Source organism: Bacteroides intestinalis DSM 17393 (assembly GCF_000172175.1).
Classification (GTDB): domain Bacteria; phylum Bacteroidota; class Bacteroidia; order Bacteroidales; family Bacteroidaceae; genus Bacteroides; species Bacteroides intestinalis.
On record NZ_ABJL02000008.1, the window covers coordinates 419,952 to 436,759 of the forward strand.

The window sequence follows — 16,808 nt, forward strand, 5'->3', positions numbered from 1 at the left end:
ATCAATCTAAATGACTCTTTCTCCGACTGATACATTGGTTTGTGATACTACGCAACTTGCTGTGTGGCAATCTGACGCAGACTACAACTACAACCGTGAGTTGATAGCCCCCGAAGTGAATATATTCGAATGGCTCAACAGGTGGTTCGGAGAAATATTGCAGAGTATATTTGGCAGTCAGTTTGCTGAAGATTATTCAAAAACGATTCTGATAAGTGTTGCTGTCCTCATGCTGTTACTGATCGGCTGGTTCATTTATAAAAAAAATCCGGCAATATTCATACGTTCCCGCAAGAATGCTTTACCTTACAGTGTGGGGGAAGATACCATTTATGGAGTTGATTTTGCCCTAAAAATAGCCTCTTCCCTTTCCCGCCACGATTACAGGGAAGCAATCCGACTGCTATATTTGCAAACATTGAAGCAACTCAGTGACGAAAAACGTATTGACTGGCAACTCTATAAAACGCCTACACAATATATTTATGAAGTACGGATGCCTGCATTTCAGAGGTTAACCCATCACTTTTTGCGAGTGCGCTATGGAAACTTTGAAGCAACGGAAGAATTATTCCAGACCATGCTATCCTTACAGGGAGAAGTCAAGAAAGGAGGCATTGTATGAAAGGAAATCACTTGTTTATCATCTGTATTGCCATCTTTTTACTCTTAATGTTCGCGATAGAATGTAGATTACCCAAAAAGTTTGTATGGGCTCCTAGTTTCAGCCACTACGATAAACAACCTTTCGGATGTGCCGTTTTCGACAGTTTGCTATCTACGTCGTTACCAAAGGGGTATTCTTTATCTCGAAAAACCTTTTATGAACTGGAACAGGAAGACACAATCTCTCGTAGAGGCATATTAGTAGCCACTAATAACCTGTCTCTGACAGATGTGGATGTAGAAGCAATACTAAAGATAGCAAAACGGGGAAATAAGATTATGCTGGTGAGTAACTCTTTCAACAGAAATTTAGAAGATACATTGGATTTTAATAGCAGTTATTCCTACTTTAGCCCGGCATTATTAAAGAAATATGCAGCTGCATCATTGGAGAAAGATACTCTCTTCTGGATAGGAGATTCTGCCGCATATCCCCGGCAATCCTTCTATTTCTATCCTCAATTGTGTTCTTCTTACCTCATGCCCGATTCGCTTCCGGCTAAGGTACTGGCAGAAAAGGGTATTCCAAGTGTCCCAATAGCCTTATCCTATCCATGGGGAAAAGGTGAAATAATCCTGGTCTCTACTCCCCTGCTCTTTACTAATTATGGAGTATTAGATGGAAAAAATGCGACTTACATTTTCCGCCTATTATCCCAAATGGGAGATTTACCCATTGTCCGCACCGAAGGTTACATGAAGCAAACGGCCCAAATACAGATGTCCCCTTTCCGGTATTTCCTTTCTCAAAGACCGCTGAGATGGGCTTTGTATTTGACGATGTTCACCATTATCCTCTTCATGGTATTCACCGCCCGAAGGAGGCAACGGGTAATTCCTATCATCTACCAACCGGAAAACAAATCGCTGGAATTTACCGAACTGATAGGAACTCTTTATTTTCAAAAGAAAGATCATGCCGACTTGGTGCATAAAAAGTATATCTACTTTGCAGAAGAATTGAGAAGAGAAATTCAGGTAAATATAGAGGAAGTAGCAAATGACGAACACTCTTTCAGCAGAATAGCCCAAAAGACCGGTATGAATACAGAAGAGATCAGTGAGCTTATCCGTTCCATCAGACCAGTGATTTATGGAGGGTGCACTATTTCTGTAGAGCAGATGAAGTATTTTATTGATAAGATGAATGAAATAATAGATCATATATAAAGAAGAAATTTATGGAAGAGAATATTGAAAGACGAGTAGATTTGACTCTCTTTTCCGAGAAGATACAAGAGTTGAAAGACCAGATTGCATCTGTCATCGTAGGTCAGGAGCAAATGGTGGACTTGGTATTGACTGCCATTTTAGCAAATGGGCATGTCTTGATAGAAGGTGTGCCGGGAGTAGCAAAAACACTGCTGGCCCGTCTGGTTGCCCGCCTGATTGATGCGGATTTCAGCCGTATTCAGTTTACTCCAGACCTAATGCCAAGCGATGTACTGGGTACAACTGTATTTAATATGAAAACCAATGATTTTGATTTCCATCGGGGCCCCATCTTTGCCGACATCGTATTGGTGGATGAAATCAATCGTGCTCCGGCCAAGACACAGGCTGCCCTGTTCGAAGTAATGGAAGAGCGTCAGGTCAGTATTGACGGAATGACTTATCCTATGGGAGAGCTTTATACAATTCTGGCTACTCAAAATCCTGTAGAGCAAGAAGGTACTTATAAACTACCCGAGGCGCAACTCGACCGTTTCCTGATGAAAATAACAATGGACTACCCAACTCTGGATGAAGAAATAAACATCCTGAAACACCATCATACAAATGCCACATTCGTAAAACTGGAGGACATCGATTCTACCATTACCAAAGAAGAGTTCTTATCTCTCCGCAAGCTGATGAACCAGGTATTTATTGATCATACATTGCTTCAATACATTGCCATGATTGTACAGCAGACGCGCACCAGCAAAGCCGTATATCTGGGAGCTTCTCCACGTGCATCTGTCGCTATGTTGCAGACCTCTAAAGCATACGCTCTATTGCAGGGACGTGATTTCATAACACCGGAAGATATAAAATTTGTTGCTCCATACGTACTCCAGCACCGCCTGATTCTGACTGCGGAGGCCGAAATGGAAGGATATTCACCGGTGAAAGTAACCCAACGCCTGATTGATAAGGTAGAAGTACCGAAATGATTTTAAACCGACGCTTTTATATTGCCCTCAGCCTGATTATCCTGTTACTGGGTAGCGGGTATACTTTTGCTCCGCTCTTTGTTCTCGGGCAATGGATGCTTTTTATCATGCTCCTGGCTGTATTAGCGGAAGGATACATGCTTTATCGCATCCATGGTATACAGGCATTTCGCCAATGTTCATCACGTTTTTCCAACGGAGATGAAAATACGGTGAACATTCGGGTGGAGAGCAGTTATCCATATGCAGTATCCGTGGAAGTCATTGATGAAATACCTTTTATATTCCAGCAGCGAAATATAAATTTCCAGATAAAGCTCCAAGCAAATGAAGGTAAAACAATCAGCTACCAATTACGACCCACCCATCGGGGAATCTACAATTTTGGACGGATTCGTGTATTTGTACAAGGCCGGATGGGATTACTTTCGCGCCGCTATACCTGTGGTGATAGCCAAGATGTCAAAGTCTATCCATCCTACCTGATGTTACATCGTTATGAATTGCTGGCAATAAGTGATAATCTTACGGAATTGGGTATAAAACGTATACGTCGCGTAGGACATCACACTGAGTTTGAGCAGATAAAGGAATATGTAAAAGGCGATGATTATCGCACTATAAACTGGAAAGCAAGTGCCCGCAAGCACGAACTTATGGTAAATGTGTATCAAGACGAACGTTCCCAGCAAATTTATAGTGTGATAGACAAGGGACGAGTTATGCAACAGGCTTTTCGTGGAATGACTTTACTTGACTATGCGGTAAATGCCTCATTAGTTCTTTCGTACGTTGCCATGCAGAAAGAAGACAAAGCCGGACTCATAACCTTTGATGAACATTTCGATACCTTCGTACCAGCATCAAGCCGTCCCGGACATATGCAGACATTGCTTGAAAATCTCTATAATCAGGAAACTACTTTCAGTGAAACGGACTTTTCTTCCTTATGCGTACATCTGAACAAGCATGTCAATAAACGTAGCCTTTTGGTTTTATACACCAACTTCTCCAGTATGGGAAGCATGAACAGGCAATTAGCATACCTGCAACAACTGAATCGACAACACCGCCTACTGGTAGTATTCTTCGAAGATGCTGACCTAAAAGCCTATATTGCTACTCCTGCCTCAGATACGGAAGGATACTATCGCCATGTCATTGCCGAAAAATTTGCCTTTGAAAAACGATTAATTGTCTCTACCCTAAAACAGCATGGCATTTATTCTCTATTGACCACGCCCGGAAATCTCTCTATTGATGTAATTAATAAATATCTGGAGATAAAATCGAGACAGTTACTCTAATCAACCTCCGGTAATAGGCAGGCAAATAATTATAAGACATTTACCTTATATTCTGAATTATAATATTCTACTGCCATCTGATATTCAGCAATGTTCTTCTCTTTAGCCAATAAACTCAATTTCGCCTTATCAGCAGAAGATATGTTACTGCCATAATAAATAGCTGTAGGCTTCATTATAACTTTGACAGATTCATTTTCATAAGAATCCGGACAAATCAATCGCCATTCATTTTCATATCCCCAGCATTTGGCTTTATTCAAAAACACTTTCAAATAAATAAAAATGTCAGGCAAAACAATGCTGCTATTATTTTCTCCTTTAAGGCTTATAAGAAAGTCATCCATTAAACTTTTCCCTATATGAGTTGCATCAAGTCTTTTATCTGAATAGATTACCGGAAAAAGTATTGCCGGGTGACTACTAGGTTGCGTATCACTTGTTGGAAAAACAACTTGCTTTATATCATATTCCAACACAAATCCGCTATGTCTATCAGCATAATGTGACCACATCAGCATATTATCCTTTCTCTCTGTAAAACATGCAATCTTACAACTTTCCTTTACACTCTCCACTGATTGATCTAATAAATCCCCGATAAATTCAAGATATTCATTAATTTTATCACTATAAATGCCCTTATCGCCATATGTAGTTCCTTCATAATAAGCCTCACGCAATCTTTGGTTCACCACCTCGTCCCCTTCTCCTTTCCAAACATTAAAACATTGCATTTTTTTCACAACTTCATCAATTATCGGATCGTCAGGATATTGTTTTCTCATCTCTTCCTCAACCAGGCTGTTTATCTTGCTCAACATATAAAGAAACCAATTTTTATTCAACGCTTCCTCATAATTCTTTAATATCTCCTCTTTCTTGTAGCAAACCAAAGAATCAAACGGATCATTAAAATTACGAGGATTACCGGCATATACTTCATCATCTCTAAATGAATCCAAATTATATTCTTGACAGTTCCGATATCTATATAGTTTTGAAGGTACATTTTTCGCCACCAAATCATGGAGTTTAGAGAACAACTCACCTCCTTCCGGTGAATTAGTTTCTCCACGTTTAAGAGGAATAATTTCACTCATCAACATTCTCTCAAACTCCTCTTTAAAGTTAGATGTTTCCATTGTGTTTTATATATCAAGTATAATGTCCGTACATGCTCAGAATCTCATTATGCAAAAATAGTGTTTATTTACGTAGCTGACAGCCCAATTTCAAAGTTTCTTTGTTACGGTCTCTTTTATACTGTTAATTATTTGAATAGTTTAAATACCCTGCAAAACCGTATCACTAAAATATTTGTTTACTATAAAGGGGTGTTAGCTTTGCCCGGATTCTAAAATCGAGTAAATAAAAAGATAACCATGAAAAAAGAAGTTTCTGAAGTGCTCAAAAAAGAGCAAAACAATGAAAGTTGTATCCATCTGTATCTGGAAGAATGTGGCTGGTGTGCTTATGAAGTTTCAGCTTATCTGCTTATGAACCTCTTAGGAGGAAAATGTATCGTCGAGAAAATAGAACAATGCGGATCAAAAATTGTTCGGGCACTAATGAATATAGATTTATTAGGCGACATTAATTATGGCGATTATCGCTACGCTGGTCTAAATTCCTATAACCTTCAATTAGTAGGAAAAAATAAAGTTGACAAAAACTTATTTATTCACTGGAAAAAGAACATATAGGAATGACACTGCAATAAGCACTCTAAATGATATTGCAATAAAGCTCTGCAGACAAATCAACAGAGCCTTATTGCAATAAAAGTTATGGAATTAATTAGAGATATTCAGTAAATGTCCCTCTTTCTAATAAATTAAGAGAACTGTTTTACTTTACGTGAGCTTTTCTCTTATTTTTTTCTGTAAAGTCTCAAGTCTTCTATCTTTTTAATAGAATATTATTTACATATTCTTATTTTTTCTTCCCAACGGTACATTATGTATATGTCTTTTTAGGGGAAGTTAAAGACCTGGTAATGCCGGTCGATACTCACGATACGGTTGGACACTTTTTGGCCTGCAAATAAATTCTTCCCTTGCTCAAGGACCGTCTGTATGACCGAGAAACGTCTTTGGTAATCAGAGGATAGTGTAACGATGAAGCCATACAATACCTTCCCATAAGAGTTTAACATCAGTAGGGAAACGCAGATGACTTTCATAACAGGTGGCATCCGTCATACAGACATGAAGGTTCTCAAGATAAGGTTTCCAATGGTCAGCCAGAATAGCCTGGAGGGACTCAATATCAAGGCGATCCGCTAGTTCCTGACGAATTGCACTGACGATTTTAGGATTGGTCAGTGGATGAAGCGGATCAATCTGAACACCACAAAATAACTGGTAATGAATATTACCGTTTAAAGGTTCAATCAGTTGTGAATCTGAAAAGTTAGTATAGGACTTCAGGACCATCAAGGCTATTTTACCCCCAGGAGAAAAATAACTTTTACGACCCAAAGCAGAGGACTTCAAATGCATTTCTCGGGCCAGTTCCGAGAAAGGAAACAGGGCATGGAGGCGACCTAATTCACTCGTTGCAAAACTTTGACGATATTTTTTTAGCATATCGAACTCGGTAAAACCTAAACGAGGTTCGATTTCTGAGATTTTTTGTATCTTTACCATGTGTTTTTAGTTTAAATTACCCCCGTTTTGGCCGTCAAACCGTTTTTTTGGGGGAATGCTTAAAGATACAAAAAAGGCAACTAACTCGCAATGAATTAGTTGCCTTAAATTTTATTATTTTAGGAATATCCCTAATTAGTGAATCTTCAACCTTTCTATTTTCTGCTGTCTCACGTTATCCATAGGTTCAGCATGATAAGAAACTATAGAAAAATTAATTGTACGCAGATCAATGCTCCTAATCGTACTATCATACATAGTACGAAAATAGATTACCCGGTCCCTCATATCTGTAGCTGACGTCCATTGTGTAGCACTTGGAATATCAACAGGAGCTTTTCCCTCCGAAAATTCTATTCCGATAGGAATATCGAAATTATTCAATATTTGAAAACACTGTAGAACAGTTTCGAAAACAGTAGACTTTTGCGGAGCCGTAGCCTGATAAAAAGCAGCTCGTACAAAACGTGATGGAGGAGTTACATCGCCAGGAAGTCCTAAGAAACCGCTGCCTGCTCCAAAAGAAGATAATTCAAGATTCCCTAAGCCATGTGTCTGTGCGGTTCCGGGATAAAGATTGACGTAATTATTCAGATTAGTCAAATGCCATTCAAATCCTGGCGAATTCGTAAGAACTCCCAGATTATTTTCATAAAAGTGAGTTTCTTTGCCGATTATTTCTAATACAAGTTGACGTCCAGTCTGGTCAGCAAAACGCCAATGTACAGTAGATGCACGTGAATCGATGTTTATAATATGTACATTGGCAACGGCTTCCTTCACTTCTTCAAGAGTAGTACACCTTCCAAGTATCCAAGAAACGAGCTGAAAATCAGATATACTACTATCTGCCACTTTTTTATCATAATCTTCATATTCTCCATAATGTGGAAAATAAAACAGACCAGCCGAGAGTCCGGCTTCATTAATTCCTTCTGCAATAAATTCTTTTTGCTCAACAGCCAATCCTACATACCCATAACGAGCGATGAACACCATGCCATTCTGTCCATCTGGTGTAAATGATTGCTCAGAATAACCTCTCGGAACAATTACATACTGACTATTCAGATTACTCCCACCCCACTCGATTGTCCGTGCTACAACTGCTGTACCATTCTGACTTTTTAAAGTTATACCTGTACAGGCCATAGCAGACAATGTTCCCCAAAACATATAGCCTACTACTACTGAAATGAAAAATAAATTTAGTTTCATATTAATTATTTCTTAGGATGAAAAAACAATAAAAACATAAGAATAAGTTCGACAAACGATTTGTCTTGATATATAAAACATACCCAGAAGGTAAATTGTTTACCCCTAAAGTATATACAGAACAAGGTAACCGACATGAATAGTAGTTTAAAAGCAGACAGCAACACACACCATTGAAGGGTATGGAGATACACAAGAATTGCTTAGACCACCATTTTTGACCGAAGTGGAGAAAAAGAAAAAGCTCTGAAATCCTTGAATTTCAGAGCTTTGCTTTCATTTGCTATTTGCTTTCGCGGTGCGTACGGAAGATGAACCTTAGTTTTATTCTTCAAGTACTCAATATCTTAGCAAGCTCTTAATCCTTTCTCCCACTAATAACCCCACGTGTGCAATTCTTTAGATTGCTTGGTGTTGCGGTGGTTGTTTGAGTTGATGCAAAGATAGGTGTTTATTATAGAGTAATAAAATAAAAGAGCCATATTTAACACGAAAATGCAGAGAGTTTTCTTACTTTTGCAATATGTTATATTATAGAAGAAAAATATTATTAGCATTGATTGAAGCATTTGGCGGTCATTTGACTGCCAAACAACTTCAGAAATATTTGTTCCTTTTTACAAGAAAACAAGAGGAAAAAGCATTTGATTTTATTCCTTATTACTATGGTTGTTTTTCATTCCAAGCAAATCAGGATATAATGACATTAGCTAAATTGGGCTACTTAAGTATTATAAAAAGCGAGAATGGTCGTAGAATACAAATTTGTCAACCCAATAATTATTTGATGATGCTTGATATGTTTGAACAGCAAGCTATAAAAGAAATAAAAGAAAAATTTGGTTGTCTATCTCAAAACGAGTTAATTCGTTACACTTATATCAATTATCCTTATTACGCAACAAAAAGTACAATAGCAATTAATTTGCTAAATGAGGAAGAATTAGCTGTAATAGATAAGCAAAAAAGAACCTTTACAGAGCCTCAATTATTCACTATAGGATATGAAGGACGCTCTTTAGAAAAATACATTAATATTCTCCTCGTGAATGATGTACATATTCTCTGTGATGTCCGTAAAAATGCCTATAGTCAAAAATATGGATTTTCAAAAAGTCAATTAGAGAAAGCATGTACAGGAGTAGGTATAAAATATATCCATATACCGCAACTGGGAATAGAATCAGAACAAAGACAAGATTTAAAATCACAAAAAGATTATGAAATTCTTTTTGAGTCATATGAAAAATCTACCCTAAAAGAAAATTGGGATTATCTTTTATATGTCCGAGAATTGATTGATACAGAGAAACGTGTAGCTTTAACTTGCTTTGAAGAAAGTCACAAACAATGCCATAGAGGAAGAGTTGCGAAATATTTAATGCAACTACCTGATATAACTTACACCCTTAGACATCTATAAAACATGCCTACAACTCGAGTTCTAATTGCTGTAAAAACATACCCTACTTTATCGGAAAAATACGATGAATTAGTTTGTACTGCTGGTTTCTTGGAAGATGGCACTTGGATAAGAATATATCCTATTCCTTTTCGTAAATTAAGTTATGATAAGAGATATAGTAAATGGCAGTGGATAGAACTTGATTTGGTTAAAAACACCAGTGATTTTAGGAAAGAAAGTTTTCGTCCTGCAAATATAGATAATGAAATAAAAATAGTAGGAGAAATTGGTACAAAAAATGGCTGGGCAAAAAGAAAGTCTATTGTTTTAAAACATATCCGTTATAATATGGCTGAGCTTATTGAAGAAGCCAAAAATCCTCAAATAGGAACATCATTAGCCGTATTTAAACCTCAAAGAATTATTGATTTTGTTTGGGAAGAATCTACAAGAGAATGGAATAAGCAGAAATTAGATGTTGTATATGCCAATCAAGCCCAACATAGTTTATTTGATGTAGAAGAAACTAAAAGAATATTCAAAGTAGCTAAAAAATTGCCTTATGAGTTCTCATATAAGTTTATATCAGAAGATGGTAAAGAACGAAAACTCATGATTGAAGATTGGGAATTAGGGATGCTTTATTGGAATTGCCTTGCTGCTGCTAATGGAAATGAACAAGTCGCATGTGAAAAAGTGAAAGAGAAATATTTCACAGAATGGTGTAAAAAAGATATATATTTTTTCTTAGGAACAACCAAGAAATTTCATAATGTAGGTACTAATCCTTTTATTATTATTGGAACATTTTATCCACCGAAGAATCCGCAATTGGCTTTGACCTTTAAAATGGACTAATACAAACTTAGTTATATTAAATAAAAGCTTTTAGATATAAGAACAAAAGACCATAGTATAAACTTACTTTCGTAAATACGATTCGATATAATACATTTTGCTGAAAAGAAGATTGTTGAAAAATATTTTTTTAAGATGGCAAGGAATTGCTTTTTACTATTTTGCTTTTAATAACCCTATGAAGAACATAGACTAAGCTTTAGTCCTATCACATTTATTACTTTTTTATTAGAATGTCCCTTTTTTACACCTATTATCAATCTAAGAAATCTTACTTTTGCCTGATAATTAAGGCAAAATGGAGAAAATTCAAGTAATACAACCTACTAAATTGCTTGCTCCTTATATAAAGCAATATTGGTTTTTAAGGATAGATGATGTAAAGCAAGGCTTTCAACGTTCTATCCCAGCAGGTTGTGTAGGAATTGTTTTTCATAAAGGAAACAAAATTATTTCTTCTTTTCATAAGGGAACGCAACCACAATCCTATATAAGCGGGCAAATCAGTACTTATTCAGACATAGAATTTTCTTTCTTGGATATGGTCATTATTTTATTCCAGCCTATCGGATGCAGGATGTTTTTTCCATATCCTATGGAAGAGTTTACTAATCAGAATATAGGTATTGATTTGTTAGATAACACCTGTTTAGTAGAATTGGAAGAGAAAATAAATGAAACATCAGATAATTATCAAATAGTCAGATTGATAGAAGAATATTTATTAAATAGATTATGCAAAAATATTCCATGCAACGCCAATAGGATTATAACTACTGTTCAAAATATCAATGAAGGAGAAGGGAATATATCCGTTTTATCTCAAACGGCTTGTTTAGGATATAAGCAATTTAAACGGATATTCGCTGAATATGTAGGACTAAATCCAAAAGATTTTATCCAAATCACACGATTTAGGAAGACATTCCATATTTTGCAATCAACTCCACAAATCAGCATAAGTAAAGTTGCTTATGATTGTGGATATTATGATAAATCACATTTAATAAAAGAGTTTAATATGTTCACGGGCTATACCCCTAAACAACTACTTGAAATTTGTGATACTTATACCGAAAACCTATCGGTATTCAACTCTGTATTTATCAATGACAAAAAAACTTAATAACATCGCTTTATGAAAATATTGATATACGGTGCTGGCGTAGTGGGTTGTACTTATGGCTGGCAATTATCCAAAGCAGGATGTGACGTTGCTGTATTGGTGCGTAAGGAGCAAAAAGAACTTGTACAAAAAGATGGTATTCGCATTATCTGTTCTGACTTTAGAGAGAAAACAAGAAAAGATACAGATATAATCTTTAAGCCTACAGTAATAGACGAACTTTCGTCAAACAATGATTTTGAATACATTATTGTCTCCACCAATAAATTGCAATTATCAACTATATTACCAAGTCTTTCAAAGTCAGCAGGAAAAGCAAATGTTGTATTTTTCCAAAATAACTGGAATGTTTTTACTGAAATAGATAAATATCTAAAACCTGAACAATACTTTTTTGCCTTTCCCTTCATGGTCGGGGGTGGAAAAGAAGATAAAAGCATACATTGTGCTATTTCAGGTCTAAAATATTCCAATACTCCGTTAGGTGAAAAAGACGGGCGGATAACTCCACAAGTAGAAAAACTTTTTATAATACTGGATAAAGCAAACTTAAAGCCTGTCATTTCTAATCAAATATTAGTATGGCTAATCACACATTATGCTGTTGCTGCCGGTCTTTCAGCGGGAATAATGAGTGCCGGAAGTGCCTCTAAATTTATAGAGAATACAGCTATTATTAAAATTACAATGAAAGCTATTCGGGAAGGCTTAGCTATTTGTAAAAGAATGGGTATCAATCCTAAAACAGAAAAAGCAAATAGATTATATCTTTTACCTTTATTTATCAGTGTGCCAATAGCTAAGAAAATTTATGGTAATGATGCTCTGCAACTTATGTTTGATGGACATATAAATCATTCTCCTGTTGAAATAAGGCAAATGATAGATGATATAATAGATAGTGGTATAAAATATGCTGTTACAACTCCTAATCTGGCACAATTAAAAAGTTATATATCTTCTAACCAAACTAATAAAAGTAAGTGAATAAAGCTATCAATTCGATAGCTGGAAAATCCAGTGTAAGCTGCCCCCTAAAACCAAGCGATTCTACCCCCTTAAAACATTCAACAATGCCCCCTTAAAAAGTCTTGACCGATGGGGTTATTATTATTTTAGTTTATTTCCCTCTGTATGCAGCCATTTTACGGACACTTTCTCCTGTCAGCTCAATCCGGTGCGCCGTATGTATAATACGATCCATAATGGCATCTGCTACTGTAGGGTCTCCGATTGCATCATACCAATTGTCCGTTGGCAGTTGCGAGGTGATGATGATGGACTTGCGCCCATGTCGGTCCTCTATTATATCGAGCAGGATGGGGCGTTCCTTGGCATCAAGGTTCACAAGGAAGAGGTCATCCAATATGAGCAGCGTGCTCCGTTCGATTCTCTTGAGTTCCGATTCCAGTGTGCCTTTTACTTTTGCCACCTTAAGCGTACCCATAAGTTTCGGAGCATTCGCATAATATGTCCGTATGCCCTTCTTGCAGGCTTCATACCCCATTGCTGTGGCAAGGAAGCTCTTCCCGGTACCGGATGACCCTGTGATGAAGAGGTTCTGTCCCTTGCGGATGAACTCCAGCGATGCAAGCCGCTCCATCTGATTGCGGTCAAGGCCACGCGGGATTGCATAGTCTATCTGCTCGAGGCAGGCCTTGTAGCGGAACGCCGCCCCGCGTATAAGGCGTTGGATGGCTGCATTGGCACGGTAGTCCCATTCCCTGGCAAGTAACATGTGCAGGAAAGAGTCGATTGTCATTGTTTCTGCCATAGTGGAGGTCAGGCTTTCAGTGAAGGCGGCGGCCATGCCGTGCAGCTTCATACGGTTCATCAGTTCGATTGTCAACGTGTTGCGGTCTTTTTCGACAGCTATCGGTGCGGTAAGATTATTTGTTTCCATTGTTGTCTCTATTTAAATGTTTTAATTGTGCGAAGTAGGCTGCTCCGCGGATGTTTTTGTGGATAGATGTTACGGGGACCTCATCGTCGATGTCGTCTTTTGACAGGAAGTCTGCATCATCCCCGCGTTCAAGGATCCGCCTTATCTCCTGATATCCGTATAGGCGCAGTTGCGTGGCGCATGCGCTTGCCGCCACCAACCGTTCCAGCCCGAAGGTCTTCTCCAACGCCATGATGCCTCTGCATGAACGGAACGCCGCGGGAGGATACTTCTTGAGTTCCGCCACCTTGCGCAGATACAGCCGCAGGACGTTATCTGTCTGGCCGGCCCGTTCGTAAATCTGTTCCAGATCCTTTTCATAACTTCCATGACGTCCGGGCAGTCCGTGGGCATCCTTGGTCGTATAGGAGTATGGCGTGTCATCGCGCTGGTGTGTGGTCACCAGACGCAGGCCATGATATATTTCCAGCGTGTCCGCATCATAGACAATCTCGACACGTTTGCCTATATACTCTTTCGGTACGCTGTAATGGTGAAGCCTGAAGGTGACATAGCCGTTACGCATTACTGTTGCGGAGCGTCGCTCTTTCATCTGATGGCGTATGGCGGGAAGCGGGCGGAGGCAGTCGGACTCAATCTGCTCGAACTGTTCCCGTCTGGACTGGGGACGCCCGCTCATCCTGCGTCCGTTGAAGGCCGAGAGCGATTCGGATATGGCCGCATTCAGAGACTCCAGCGAGTGGAATACAAGACCCTCGATGTCAGCGTAGACGGATCGGTAAAGCAGCTTCACGGCATTCTCCACCAAGGCCTTGTCCTTTGGATGACGTACCCGTGTGGGGTATACGGTACATCCGTAGTGTTCGGCAAATGCCGCAAACTCCTCGTTGATTACCGGCTCGTTACGGTCGCTGCGGGTTACCGCCGATTTGAGGTTGTCTGGTACGATCGCCATCGGAACCCCGCCGTAAAAATGAAGCGCGTTCTCACACGCCTTAATCAAGTCCTGCCTTGACTGGGACCAGACCGCCTCACAATAGGTATAGTGGCTGCACGGAAGTATGGCCACGAACACTTCAACGCTGCGACATTCACCGCTTTCACTGTCAACGACTTCCAGTTTGTCACCGGCGAAGTCGATATACATCTGGTCTCCGGCATAATGCTCGACATGGCCTACGACATGTGTCACCATACGGTAACGCATGAGATAGTTGCCGAAACTGGCATGTCTGTATCCGTCAGGATGGGTCTCGCGGTACTCTTCGTACAGGGTTTTCACTGTTACGCCTCGGCGGCTAAGCCGGGCAGCATACTCAGGAAGGAGTGCCTCAAGCTCAAGCTGGCGTTGTGACGGTTCCCTGTTACGGCCAACACCTTCAGAGAACATTTCCTGGATGCGAGCGGAAGGCATGGCGGCCAACTCCTTTATCGGTATACCACACTCTTGAAACAGGCGCACATATCTGCGCACCGTGTTGCGGGAAAGCTCAAAGCTCCTGCTTATCTGCTTTATCCCCATCCCCAATGCGTAACATTGGAGGATGTTTGCTATCTTTGTTGTCATAGTAGAAATGATTTTATCCCACCGGTCAAGACGGGAATCAAATCTACGAAAAATCCCCTGCCGGGCATTGCTAAGCAGGGGTATTTTTATATTGGAATCAAGGGGGTAGGATTATTTTAGCACAAGGGGGCAGAATCGCTTGGTTTTAGGGGGCAGCTTACACTGGATTTTCCACCTAATAAAGATACTAAAGAATTAATATTTGTTTCTTTAGTAGAATATGTTGATTTTATATTAGCAGCTATAATATCTATTTCGTTTTGAACTTCATCTATTCTTAGTGAACTAGAATATTCACAATCCCTAAATCCTTGTATATCAAAAATACGACTTGTTAAATCATCCTTAATTAAACAAACAGGTAAGTTAAAAGCCTGCCTTATGCCTAATTCATATAACACATTTGGATTTTTAGAACTCAAATCACAGATACACATTTCAGCACTCAAAAGATGCTGAACTATATCTAATACTATAAAATTAGTCTCCTGAATTTCATCTGCTCTTGTTGCTTCAAATCCTGCCTTTTCAATTGCAGGTCTAAGAAGATGCAGATAAACTCTATTAAAATGTCCACTTGGATAATCGTCTGTATCAGATATAGGCATTATAACAAAACACTTCATATTATTTCTTTTGAGACAAAGTTAATAATTAAAAACTATTTTCCTATAAAATTTCTCTCTACATTTGCCATATCACGCATAATAGAACTATCCAAAACTTTTGCATAATGCTGTGTCATTCTGATATTGGAATGTCCCAAGATTTTAGACACATTTTCCATTGATACATCATTGGCAAGAAAAACAACAGTAGCCGCCGTATGTCTTGCAACATGCGTGGTCAGCCGTTTGGCTATGCCGCATACATCAGCAATTTCTTTTAAATAGGCGTTCATGCGCTGATTACTGATTACAGGCAAAAGTACTCCTTTTTTTATGCACTCTGCATTATCTTCATATTTTCTCAATATCCTTTGAGGAATAGATAAGACGGGAACATTACACATCTGATTAGTTTTCTGTCGTGCCTTGCGTATCCACAAAGCACCGTTATTGTCTTTTATCAGGTGTTCACGGCTTAATTGCTGCACATCCACGAAAGCGAGCGCGGTAAAACAACAAAAGACAAAAACATCTCTTACCTGCTCCAATCGTTTGATAGTAAATTCTTTGTTCATCAAAATATCCAGTTCTTCACGTGAAAGAAACTCTACATTTACTTCATCCTGCTTGAAGTGGATGCCGTAAAACGGGTCTTTCTTTATCCAATCGTTAGCTAAAGCAATGCGGATAACCTTTTTCAAGTTCTTCAAATGTTTCAATGCGGAGTTATTTTGGCAATGCTTGTCCGTTTTCAGCCAAAAATCAAAGTCACGGATAAACTGTCCATCCAGTTCTGCCAACATTATATCATCACGGTGGTAATTACTGCGAATATATTCTTTCAGGCGGTTTATGGAAGTATCAAACTTGGTAACTGTGCTTTCCGTATATTCTTTGCCAATCAGGGCACGACATTTTTCGTTATGCTCTGCATACACTTCCAGCAAGCTGCGCTGTACCTTATCCCGTCCGTAGAAACAATCCTTTATTATATCGGCTGTTATCGGTTTGTTGTCTATTTCCAGTTCACGGTGTATCTGCAATACTTTGGCACGAACCGTATTGATATAGTGGTTTAATTCTGCGGCTACACGGTCTTTTCCTTTGGAACATTCCTTTTTCTGATTCCATAAATCGATGGGAATGCTCCGTTTAATCATAACTTCGGCTACTCGCTTGTTTACGGTGATGCGCATACAGATAGGAGCTTCACCGTTTTTCAGAAGTTTCGCTTTCTTGATGATGAACAATACGCTTAGTGTGTTTCTTTTCACTGCTCCCATAATTCTTTGTTTTTTAAGTGGTACAAAATTAGTTTGCTACACTCAAAAACCAGCTACGCA

General features: G+C 38.7%; 15 protein-coding genes and 1 pseudogene. 9 read left to right on the forward strand and 7 right to left on the reverse strand.

Annotated features, from left to right (window positions below; all coding sequences use genetic code 11):
• The first annotated feature begins 10 nt into the window (after positions 1-10).
• Genes BACINT_RS11200 through BACINT_RS11215 form a run of 4 tightly spaced genes read left to right on the forward strand, consistent with a single transcriptional unit; the run spans position 11 to position 4,129 of the window.
• Positions 11-625 carry a DUF4129 domain-containing protein gene (locus BACINT_RS11200; RefSeq protein WP_007663061.1) on the forward strand — a complete coding sequence of 205 codons (615 nt, stop codon included), beginning with the start codon at positions 11-13 and terminating at the stop codon, positions 623-625.
• Positions 622-1,836: a DUF4350 domain-containing protein gene (locus tag BACINT_RS11205; protein WP_007663062.1), complete on the forward strand. Its 1,215-nt coding sequence runs from the start codon at positions 622-624 to the stop codon at positions 1,834-1,836. Before BACINT_RS11200 ends, BACINT_RS11205 begins: the two co-directional genes overlap by 4 nt.
• An 11-nt stretch (positions 1,837-1,847) precedes the next feature.
• Positions 1,848-2,822 (forward strand): AAA family ATPase, encoded by a 975-nt coding sequence (locus BACINT_RS11210; protein ID WP_007663063.1) that lies wholly within the window; start codon positions 1,848-1,850, stop codon positions 2,820-2,822.
• Complete coding sequence (locus BACINT_RS11215) at positions 2,819-4,129, forward strand: DUF58 domain-containing protein (RefSeq protein WP_007663065.1); 1,311 nt, start codon at positions 2,819-2,821, stop codon at positions 4,127-4,129. Before BACINT_RS11210 ends, BACINT_RS11215 begins: the two co-directional genes overlap by 4 nt.
• A 29-nt stretch (positions 4,130-4,158) precedes the next feature.
• On the opposite strand, the gene BACINT_RS11220 is transcribed toward BACINT_RS11215, so the two are convergent.
• Positions 4,159-5,274, reverse strand: coding sequence for a DUF2971 domain-containing protein (locus BACINT_RS11220; RefSeq protein ID WP_007663066.1), 1,116 nt, complete (start codon positions 5,272-5,274; stop codon positions 4,159-4,161).
• A gap of 240 nt (positions 5,275-5,514) precedes the next feature.
• On the opposite strand from BACINT_RS11220, the gene BACINT_RS11225 reads away from it, so the two are divergent.
• Positions 5,515-5,835: a hypothetical protein gene (locus tag BACINT_RS11225; protein WP_007663067.1), complete on the forward strand. Its 321-nt coding sequence runs from the start codon at positions 5,515-5,517 to the stop codon at positions 5,833-5,835.
• 290 nt (positions 5,836-6,125) lie between these two features.
• On the opposite strand, the pseudogene BACINT_RS11230 reads toward BACINT_RS11225, so the two are convergent.
• Both BACINT_RS11230 and BACINT_RS11235 read right to left on the reverse strand, forming a co-directional pair.
• Positions 6,126-6,780 (reverse strand): annotated as a pseudogene (locus BACINT_RS11230) (transposase); the annotation flags it as partial.
• A gap of 135 nt (positions 6,781-6,915) precedes the next feature.
• A complete protein-coding gene (locus tag BACINT_RS11235; RefSeq protein WP_007663070.1) occupies positions 6,916-7,998 on the reverse strand; it encodes a linear amide C-N hydrolase in 1,083 nt (360 codons plus the stop codon).
• Between the two features lie 556 nt (positions 7,999-8,554).
• Here BACINT_RS11235 and BACINT_RS11240 point away from each other — a divergent pair.
• The 4 genes from BACINT_RS11240 (at position 8,555) to BACINT_RS11255 (ending at position 12,374) form a co-directional block, all read left to right on the forward strand.
• The gene (locus BACINT_RS11240; protein WP_232288760.1) at positions 8,555-9,421 is read left to right on the forward strand and encodes a DUF488 domain-containing protein; all 867 of its coding nucleotides are present in this window, start codon (positions 8,555-8,557) and stop codon (positions 9,419-9,421) included.
• Positions 9,422-9,424: 3 nt separating this feature from the next.
• The gene (locus tag BACINT_RS11245) at positions 9,425-10,261 is read left to right on the forward strand and encodes a hypothetical protein (RefSeq protein WP_007663072.1); all 837 of its coding nucleotides are present in this window, start codon (positions 9,425-9,427) and stop codon (positions 10,259-10,261) included.
• 298 nt (positions 10,262-10,559) lie between these two features.
• The gene (locus BACINT_RS11250) at positions 10,560-11,387 is read left to right on the forward strand and encodes a helix-turn-helix domain-containing protein (RefSeq protein ID WP_007663073.1); all 828 of its coding nucleotides are present in this window, start codon (positions 10,560-10,562) and stop codon (positions 11,385-11,387) included.
• 12 nt (positions 11,388-11,399) lie between these two features.
• Positions 11,400-12,374, forward strand: coding sequence for a ketopantoate reductase family protein (locus BACINT_RS11255; RefSeq protein ID WP_007663076.1), 975 nt, complete (start codon positions 11,400-11,402; stop codon positions 12,372-12,374).
• A gap of 133 nt (positions 12,375-12,507) precedes the next feature.
• Here BACINT_RS11255 and istB read toward each other — a convergent pair whose 3' ends face one another.
• The 4 genes from istB to BACINT_RS11275 all read right to left on the reverse strand — a co-directional run bounded on the left by istB (position 12,508) and on the right by BACINT_RS11275 (position 16,748).
• On the reverse strand, positions 12,508-13,290 hold the full coding sequence (gene istB, locus BACINT_RS11260; protein ID WP_005824105.1) for an IS21-like element helper ATPase IstB: 783 nt from the start codon (positions 13,288-13,290) through the stop codon (positions 12,508-12,510).
• Entirely contained in the window at positions 13,277-14,857 is a 1,581-nt protein-coding gene (gene istA, locus BACINT_RS11265) for an IS21 family transposase (RefSeq protein WP_007663077.1), read from the reverse strand. Before istA ends, istB begins: the two co-directional genes overlap by 14 nt.
• Before the next feature lie 116 nt (positions 14,858-14,973).
• Positions 14,974-15,483 carry a hypothetical protein gene (locus tag BACINT_RS11270; RefSeq protein WP_007663079.1) on the reverse strand — a complete coding sequence of 170 codons (510 nt, stop codon included), beginning with the start codon at positions 15,481-15,483 and terminating at the stop codon, positions 14,974-14,976.
• Between the two features lie 35 nt (positions 15,484-15,518).
• A complete protein-coding gene (locus tag BACINT_RS11275; protein ID WP_007663082.1) occupies positions 15,519-16,748 on the reverse strand; it encodes a site-specific integrase in 1,230 nt (409 codons plus the stop codon).
• Positions 16,749-16,808: the final 60 nt, after the last annotated feature.

Coding starts and splice junctions, on each gene's coding strand:
- BACINT_RS11200 (WP_007663061.1), top strand. CDS start 11: ATGACTCTTTCTCCGACTGATACATTGGTTTGTGATACTACGCAACTT.
- BACINT_RS11205 (WP_007663062.1), top strand. CDS start 622: ATGAAAGGAAATCACTTGTTTATCATCTGTATTGCCATCTTTTTACTC.
- BACINT_RS11250 (WP_007663073.1), top strand. CDS start 10,560: ATGGAGAAAATTCAAGTAATACAACCTACTAAATTGCTTGCTCCTTAT.
- BACINT_RS11225 (WP_007663067.1), top strand. CDS start 5,515: ATGAAAAAAGAAGTTTCTGAAGTGCTCAAAAAAGAGCAAAACAATGAA.
- BACINT_RS11235 (WP_007663070.1), bottom strand. CDS start 7,998: ATGAAACTAAATTTATTTTTCATTTCAGTAGTAGTAGGCTATATGTTT.
- BACINT_RS11245 (WP_007663072.1), top strand. CDS start 9,425: ATGCCTACAACTCGAGTTCTAATTGCTGTAAAAACATACCCTACTTTA.
- BACINT_RS11215 (WP_007663065.1), top strand. CDS start 2,819: ATGATTTTAAACCGACGCTTTTATATTGCCCTCAGCCTGATTATCCTG.
- BACINT_RS11275 (WP_007663082.1), bottom strand. CDS start 16,748: ATGGGAGCAGTGAAAAGAAACACACTAAGCGTATTGTTCATCATCAAG.
- BACINT_RS11270 (WP_007663079.1), bottom strand. CDS start 15,483: ATGAAGTGTTTTGTTATAATGCCTATATCTGATACAGACGATTATCCA.
- istB (WP_005824105.1), bottom strand. CDS start 13,290: ATGGAAACAAATAATCTTACCGCACCGATAGCTGTCGAAAAAGACCGC.
- istA (WP_007663077.1), bottom strand. CDS start 14,857: ATGACAACAAAGATAGCAAACATCCTCCAATGTTACGCATTGGGGATG.
- BACINT_RS11255 (WP_007663076.1), top strand. CDS start 11,400: ATGAAAATATTGATATACGGTGCTGGCGTAGTGGGTTGTACTTATGGC.
- BACINT_RS11220 (WP_007663066.1), bottom strand. CDS start 5,274: ATGGAAACATCTAACTTTAAAGAGGAGTTTGAGAGAATGTTGATGAGT.
- BACINT_RS11210 (WP_007663063.1), top strand. CDS start 1,848: ATGGAAGAGAATATTGAAAGACGAGTAGATTTGACTCTCTTTTCCGAG.